Origin of the sequence: Kitasatospora sp. NPDC127111, assembly GCF_042677465.1 — a bacterium.
Lineage (GTDB): Bacteria > Actinomycetota > Actinomycetes > Streptomycetales > Streptomycetaceae > Kitasatospora.
In genome coordinates, this window is the sequence record NZ_JBHXTG010000056.1 from 55527 (window position 1) to 62837 (window position 7311).

Here is a 7311-nt window from a genome sequence, read left to right on the forward strand (position 1 = left end):
GCGAACACCCCCCGTGCGGTTTGATGGGGTTATGGCATCTCGTGCACGTGTACGCGCCCCCGAGCTGGTCGGGGCAGGCGGTTGGCTGAACACCGGCGGCAAGGAGCTGACGCTCGCCGACTTCCGGGGCAAGATCACCATCCTGGACTTCTGGACCTTCTGCTGCATCAACTGCCTGCACGTCCTGGACGAGCTGCGGGAGCTGGAGGAGAAGCACCGCGACACCGTGGTGATCGTCGGCGTGCACTCCCCCAAGTTCGTGCACGAGGCCGACCACCAGGCCGTGGTGGACGCCGTGGCGCGGTACGAGGTGCACCACCCGGTGCTGGACGACCCGGCACTGGCGACGTGGAAGCAGTACGCGGTCCGCGCCTGGCCGACGCTGGTGGTGATCGACCCGGAGGGGTACGTGGTCGCGCAGCACGCCGGCGAGGGGCACGCCCACGCCATCGCGCGGCTGGTGGAGGAGCTGGAGGCCGAGCACGCCGCCAAGGGCACGCTGCGCCGCGGCGACGGCCCGTACGTGGCGCCCGAGCCCACCGAGGGCGCCCTCAAGTTCCCCGGCAAGGCCCTCCGGCTGCCGGACGGCCACTACCTGGTGGCCGACTCCGGCCACCACTCGCTGGTCGAGCTGGCCGAGGACGGCGAGACGGTCGTCCGCCGGATCGGTGACGGCGTGCGCGGGCTGGTGGACGGCACCGACCCCCGGTTCAGCGAGCCGCAGGGGCTGGCCCTGCTGCCCGGCCCCGCCCGTGACGAGCTGGGCTTCGACGTGATCGTCGCCGACACCGTCAACCACGCGCTGCGCGGCGTCCGGCTCGCGGACGGCCGGGTGACCACCCTGGCCGGCACCGGCAAGCAGTGGTGGCAGGGCTCCGCCACCGAGGGCCCGGCCCGCGACGTGGACCTCTCCTCCCCGTGGGACGTCGCCTGGTTCGACGGCACGGTGTGGATCGCCATGGCCGGCGTCCACCAGCTCTGGGCGTACGACCCGCAGGCCGGCACCGTCGGCGTCGCGGCCGGCACCACCAACGAGGGCCTGGTCGACGGTCCGGCCGCCGAGGCCTGGTTCGCCCAGCCCTCCGGCCTGGCCGTCTCGGCGGACGGCGAGCGGCTCTGGGTCGCCGACTCGGAGACCTCGGCGCTCCGCTGGGTCGCCCGGGACACGAGGACCGTCCACACCGCCGTCGGCACCGGCCTGTTCGACTTCGGCCACCGCGACGGCGCGGCCGGGCAGGCGCTGCTCCAGCACCCGCTCGGCGTCACCGTGCTGCCCGACGGCTCGATCGCGGTCAGCGACACCTACAACCACGCGCTGCGCCGCTTCGACCCGGCGAGCGGCGAGGTCAGCACGCTGGCCACCGACCTGCGCGAGCCGTCCGGGGCCGTCCTGGTGGACGGCGACATCGTGGTGGTCGAGTCGGCCCGCCACCGGCTGACCAGGCTGCGGCTGCCCGAGGAGGCGGTGCGGGTCGAGTCGGTCGCGCACCGCACCCAGCGGGCCGCCACCGAGGTCGCACCGGGCGCGTTCCGGCTGGACGTGGTGTTCCGGGCGCCGACCGGCCAGAAGCTGGACGAGCGCTACGGCCCGTCCACCCGGCTGCTGGTCAGCTCCACCCCGCCGGAGCTGCTGGTCTCCGGTGCCGGCGCGGACTCCGCGCTCTCCCGCGAGCTGGTGCTCTCCGACCTGGTGGCCGAGGGCGTGCTGCACGTCTCGGCGATGGCCGCGTCCTGCGACGACGACCCGGAGATCGAGTACCCGGCCTGCCACGTCCACCAGCAGGACTGGGGCGTGCCGGTGAAGCTGGCCGCGGACGGCGCGCGCCGGCTGCCGCTGGTGCTGGCCGGCATGGAGTAGGCCCGGAGCGCCACAGCCGGACGGGGACGGGGCCCGCACGTCGCGTGCGGGCCCCGTCCCCGTCCTTGGGCGCGTCGGACACGCCTTCAGCCCGTTCAGCCCTCCAGGAAGGCCTTGATCGCGCTCGCCAGCAGGTACGGGTCCTCCGCGCCGCAGAGCTCGCGCGCCGAGTGCATGGAGAGCGCCGCGATGCCGCAGTCCACGGTGGCGATGCCGAGGCGGGCCGCGGTGATCGGGCCGATCGTCGTCCCGCAGGGCATGGCGTTGTTGGAGACGAAGGTCTGCCACGGCACGCCGGCCTTCTCGCAGGCCGCCGCGAACACCGCCCGGCCGACGCCGTCGGTGGCGTACCGGTTGTTGACGTTGACCTTGAGGATCGGCCCGCCGTTCGGCATCGGGTGGTGCCCCGGCTCGTGCCGCTCGCTGTAGTTCGGGTGGACGGCGTGGCCCATGTCGGAGGAGAGGCACACGGTGCCGGCCAGCGCCCGGGCGCGGTCCTCGGGGTTGCCGCCACGGGCGTGGACGGTGCGCTCCAGCACGTTGCCGAGCAGCGGGCTCTGCGCGCCGGTGTCCGACTCGCTGCCGGTCTCCTCGTGGTCGAAGGCGGCCAGCACCGGGATGTACGGCAGCGCGAGGCCGTCCGTCGCGGCCGCGGTGGCCACGGCGGCCAGGGCGGCGGTGGCGGCGTGCACCGAGAGCAGGTTGTCCAGCCGCGGACCGGCGAGCAGCTCGCGGTCGCGGCCCAGGTAGGCGGCGGGCTGCACGTCGTGCGTCATGAGGTCCCAGCCGGCCACGTCGGCGGCCTCGACGCCGGCCCGCTGCGCGACGTACGCGATCAGCGAGCCCTCGTCGACCGGGCCCAGGCCCCAGATCGGGGTGAGGTGGCGCTGCTTGTCGAGCTTCATCCCCTCGTTGACCTGCCGGTCGAGGTGGATCGCCAGCTGCGGCACGCGCAGCAGCGGCTCGTCCAGCTGCACCAGCCGGCGGCTGCCGTCGCGCAGCGCGAGCCGCCCGGACAGGCCGAGGTCCCGGTCGAGCCAGGTGTTCAGCGGCACGCCGCCGTAGATCTCCACCGCGACCTGCCGCCACCCGGCGGAGCCGGTGTCCGGAAGCGGCTTGACCCGCAGGTTCGGCGAGTCGGTGTGGGTGCCGACCACGCGGAACGGCGTCTCCGGCCCGGCGCCCTCCGGCACGTACCAGGCGATCAGCGCGCCGCCCCGGATCAGGTAGCGGCCACCGGCGACGGCGTCCCAGGCGTCCGTCTCGGCGACCTGCCGGAAACCCGCCTTCTCCAGCCGCTCCGCGGCGCTGGCGACCGCGTGGTACGGCGACGGTGAGGTACCGAGGAAGGCGATCAGGTCATCGGTGTGCGTCCGGTCGAAGAAGGCCGGGCGGGCGGCGGTCGACATGCTGCTCCTGGGTCGAGGGAGGGCCGAAAGCCGGTCAGGGAGTCGGCTTCGCCCCCTGAGCATATGCCCGTACACGGACATGACACTCGGAACGCCCCAACGGATGCACAACGCTGACAGAAACGTGAACTCCCTCCACCAGACGTACGCGTACCGAACGGTGCATACCCGTCGCACAGGGTCATCCGCAGGCCCCGCGGCGCCGGCTGACGCCGCCTCACGGCGGCCGTTCCGGAGGCGCGGAAAACGCCGGAGGGCCCGGTCGGAGAACCGGGCCCTCCGGCGTGAGGGTGGGTCAGGCGGTCGAGGAGGTGCCGCGCGCGGCGCGCCCGGGAAGGGCGGGCCGCGCGTGACGGGCGGGCGTCGTCAGAACGCCTCCTCCGCCAGCTCCATGATCTCGTTGTCGATGCCCTCGGCGATCAGGCGCTGCGGGGTGATGGTCGGCAGCACGTTCTTCGCGAAGAAGCGGGCCGCGGCGACCTTGCCCTGGTAGAAGGGGACGTCCTTCTCGGAGGCGCCGGCCTCCAGCTTGGCCAGGGCCACCGCGGCCTGGCGCAGCAGCAGCCAGCCGACCACGACGTCGCCGGAGACCAGCAGCAGGCGGGTGGTGTTGAGGCCCACCTTGTACATGTTCTTGACGTCCTGCTCGACCGAGGAGAGGTCGGCCAGCAGCTTGCCGACGATGGCCTCCAGGTCGCCGGCGGCCTTGGCGAGCAGCTCGCGCTCGGCGGCCAGGGCGTCGCCGCCCTCGGCGGTGGCGAGGAACTTCTGGATCTGCTCGGACAGCGCGGTGAGCGCCTGGCCGCCGTCCTTGACGATCTTGCGGAAGAAGAAGTCCTGGCCCTGGATCGCGGTGGTGCCCTCGTACAGGGTGTCGATCTTGGCGTCGCGGATGTACTGCTCGATCGGGTACTCCTGCAGGTAGCCGGAGCCACCGAAGGTCTGCAGGGACTGGGCGAGCTGCTCGTAGGACTTCTCGGAGCCGTAGCCCTTGACGATCGGCAGCAGCAGGTCGTTCAGGCGCTCGGCGGCCTCGTCGCGCTCGCCGCGCAGCTTGGCGGCCAGCATGTCGTCCTGGGTGGACGCGGTGAACAGGACCAGCGCGCGCATGCCCTCGGCGTAGGCCTTCTGCGTCAGCAGCGAGCGGCGCACGTCCGGGTGGTGGGTGATGGTGACGCGCGGGGCGGTCTTGTCCAGGAACTGCGAGATGTCGGCGCCCTGCACGCGCTCCTTGGCGTACTCGAGGGCGTTCAGGTAGCCGGCGGAGAGGGTGGCGATGGCCTTCGTGCCGACCATCATGCGGGCGAACTCGATGATCTTGAACATCTGGCGGATGCCGTCGACGGTCTCGCCGAGCAGCCAGCCCTTGGCCGGGTGCTTGGCGCCGAAGGTCATCTCGCAGGTGTTGGAGGCCTTGAGGCCCATCTTGTGCTCGACGTTGGTGGCGTAGACGCCGTTGCGCTCGCCGAGCTCGCCGGTCTCCCAGTCGAAGTCGAACTTCGGGACGATGAAGAGGCCCAGGCCCTTGGTGCCCGGCTTGCCGCCCTCGGGGCGGGCCAGCACCATGTGGATGATGTTCTCGGACATGTCGTGCTCGCCCGAGGTGATGAAGCGCTTCACCCCCTCGATGTGCCAGGAGCCGTCCTCCTGCTTGATCGCCTTGGTGCGGCCGGCGCCGACGTCCGAACCCGCGTCGGGCTCGGTGAGCACCATGGTGGAGCCCCAGAGGCGGTCGGTCATCCGCTTGGCGATCTCCAGCTGCTCCGGGGTGCCCTCCTCGGCGATGACGCCGGCGAAGGCCGGGCCGGAGGAGTACATCCAGATGGCCGGGTTCGAGCCGAGGATCTGCTCGGCGAAGGCCCAGATCAGCGAGTTCGGGGTGACCTGGCCGCCGATCGACTCCGGGATGCCCAGGCGCCACCACTCGGCGTCCATGAAGGTCTGGTAGCTCTTCTTGAACGAGGCCGGGATCGGCGCGGTGTTGGTCTCCGGGTCGAAGACCGGCGGGTTGCGGTCGGTGTCGGCGAAGGACGCGGCGAGGTCGTTCTCGGCCAGACGGGCGATCTCGCTCAGGATGTTCTTCGCGGTCTCGACGTCCATGTCGGCGAACGGTCCGGTGCCGTACACCTGGTCGCGGCCGAACACCTCGAAGAGGTTGAACTCCACGTCCCGCAGGTTGGACTTGTAGTGACCCATGGCCGTTTTCTCCGGTTCGTCGCTTCCGGGAGACCGCCGCGTTCGGGCGCCCCGTACCCACCAGTAGGCATCATGATGCTACCCAGCGGTAACTTGTTTCAAGCCCCTGGCGGTGAATCCGCTATGAACGTGGTCACGTCCCACAAGGCGGGGCGACCACTCCTTGTCAGGATCGGCGCCAGCGCGGGCGGGTGCGCTCCCGATAGCCTGTCCGTGTGTACGGCTATGACCAGAACGCATACCCGGGCGATCCCTACCAGCAGCAGGCGGGACCGCAGCCGGGAATGAACGGCATGCCCGGCCCCGGCCCGTACGGCGAGCAGCCGCAGGCGTCGCAGCAGCAGTCCCTCTACCCCGAGCCGTCGCCGCCGTCGCTCGCGGACGCCGTCCGGGCCTTCACCACGGGGTCGATGGCGGTGGAGGACTTCCAGGCCATCTTCATCACCTCGAAGGTGCACTGCCCGCGCGGCGACCGGCCCGGCTTCCTGGCGCTGCACAACACGCCGACCCCGGTCATCCCGATGTTCAGCTCGCTGAAGGAGCTGCGCCGGTACGCCGGCAAGGATTCCAAGCACTTCACCGTCACCGGCGCCGAGGTCCTCGACCTGCTGCCGACCGGCTACGGCTTCGCGCTGGACATGGAGGGCGAGCACCGGATGGTGTTCGACGCCAAGGCGGTCGAGCAGATGGTCGACTTCACCATGCGCCGGATGTACGGCTAGACCACCATGGAGGTGCAGCGCGGCTCAGCCGTCCCCACATAGTTCAAAGTTCAACTTGCTTCTTGTTGAGGATTGAACTAATCTCGTGGACGTAGGCCAGAGGAACCCCCCGGAGGAGGCCGACATGCCCGCCGTGACCGTCGAAAACCCGCTCGTTCTGCCGCGCGTCGCGGCTCCCGCCGAAGGCGCCCGGCCGCGCCCGGTGCTGGCCGTCTCGACCGCGCCGGAAGGCTTCGAGGGCGAGGGCTTCCCCGTCCGCCGCGCCTTCGCCAAGATCAACCAGAAGTACCTGGACCCGTTCATCATGATGGACCAGATGGGCGAGGTGGACTACGCGGCCGGAGAGCCGAAGGGGACCCCCTGGCACCCGCACCGGGGCTTCGAGACGGTCACCTACATCATCGACGGCACCTTCGTGCACCAGGACTCGCACGGGGGCGGTGGCGTCATCACCGACGGCGACACCCAATGGATGACGGCCGGCTCCGGCCTGCTGCACATCGAGACCCCGCCGGAGTCGCTCGTCATGTCCGGCGGCCTGTTCCACGGGCTGCAGCTGTGGGTGAACCTGCCCGCCGCGGACAAGATGATCGCGCCGAAGTACCAGGACATCCGGGGCGGCAGCGTGAAGCTGCTCGCGTCGGAGGACGGCGGCGCGCTCGTCCGGCTGATCGCCGGTGACATCGCCGGCCACCGGGGCCCCGGCGCCACGCACACGCCCATCACGATGATCCACGTGTCCGTGAACCCCGGCGCCCAGGTCACCCTGCCCTGGCGGGCCGACTTCAACGGCCTGGCGTACGGCCTCGCCGGCAGCGGTTCGGCGGGGGCGGAGCGGCGCCCGTTCCACATGGGACAGGCGGTCGTCTTCGGCGATGGGGACTCGCTCACCATCCGGGCCGACGACGCCCAGGACACCCGCAGCGCCAACTTCGAGGTCGTCCTCCTCGGCGGGCAGCCGATCCGCGAGCCGGTCGCCCACTACGGCCCGTTCGTGATGAACAGCCACCGCGAACTCCAGCAGGCGATGGAGGACTTCCACGCCGGCCGGCTGGGGACCATCCCGGCCTCCTGAGGCGGTGACCGGCACGGGCGGCCGGTGCGGACGGGTGTTCCCGTCCGCACC

5 protein-coding genes are annotated in these 7311 nt (G+C 71.4%); 3 read left to right on the plus strand and 2 right to left on the minus strand.

Annotated elements, in window-relative coordinates; genetic code table 11:
- Positions 1-31: 31 nt before the first annotated feature.
- Complete coding sequence (locus tag ACFVHB_RS28380; RefSeq protein WP_380327891.1) at positions 32-1858, plus strand: NHL domain-containing thioredoxin family protein; 1827 nt, start codon at positions 32-34, stop codon at positions 1856-1858.
- Positions 1859-1953: 95 nt separating this feature from the next.
- On the opposite strand, the gene ACFVHB_RS28385 is transcribed toward ACFVHB_RS28380, so the two are convergent.
- Both ACFVHB_RS28385 and ACFVHB_RS28390 read right to left on the minus strand, forming a co-directional pair.
- The gene (locus tag ACFVHB_RS28385; RefSeq protein WP_380327893.1) at positions 1954-3267 is read right to left on the minus strand and encodes a M18 family aminopeptidase; all 1314 of its coding nucleotides are present in this window, start codon (positions 3265-3267) and stop codon (positions 1954-1956) included.
- A 366-nt stretch (positions 3268-3633) separates the two neighbouring features.
- Positions 3634-5463, minus strand: a complete 1830-nt coding sequence (locus tag ACFVHB_RS28390; RefSeq protein ID WP_380327895.1) for an acyl-CoA dehydrogenase — start codon at positions 5461-5463, stop codon at positions 3634-3636.
- Between the two features lie 215 nt (positions 5464-5678).
- Here ACFVHB_RS28390 and ACFVHB_RS28395 point away from each other — a divergent pair, with 215 nt between their 5' ends.
- Entirely contained in the window at positions 5679-6185 is a 507-nt protein-coding gene (locus tag ACFVHB_RS28395) for an SseB family protein (protein ID WP_380327897.1), read from the plus strand.
- A 124-nt stretch (positions 6186-6309) separates the two neighbouring features.
- A complete protein-coding gene (locus ACFVHB_RS28400; protein WP_380327899.1) occupies positions 6310-7260 on the plus strand; it encodes a pirin family protein in 951 nt (316 codons plus the stop codon).
- Positions 7261-7311 lie beyond the last annotated feature (51 nt).

Bases quoted from the DNA above. Each gene is read 5' to 3' on its own strand.
- ACFVHB_RS28380 (WP_380327891.1), top strand. From the start codon at position 32: ATGGCATCTCGTGCACGTGTACGCGCCCCCGAGCTGGTCGGGGCAGGC.
- ACFVHB_RS28385 (WP_380327893.1), bottom strand. From the start codon at position 3,267: ATGTCGACCGCCGCCCGCCCGGCCTTCTTCGACCGGACGCACACCGAT.
- ACFVHB_RS28390 (WP_380327895.1), bottom strand. From the start codon at position 5,463: ATGGGTCACTACAAGTCCAACCTGCGGGACGTGGAGTTCAACCTCTTC.
- ACFVHB_RS28400 (WP_380327899.1), top strand. From the start codon at position 6,310: ATGCCCGCCGTGACCGTCGAAAACCCGCTCGTTCTGCCGCGCGTCGCG.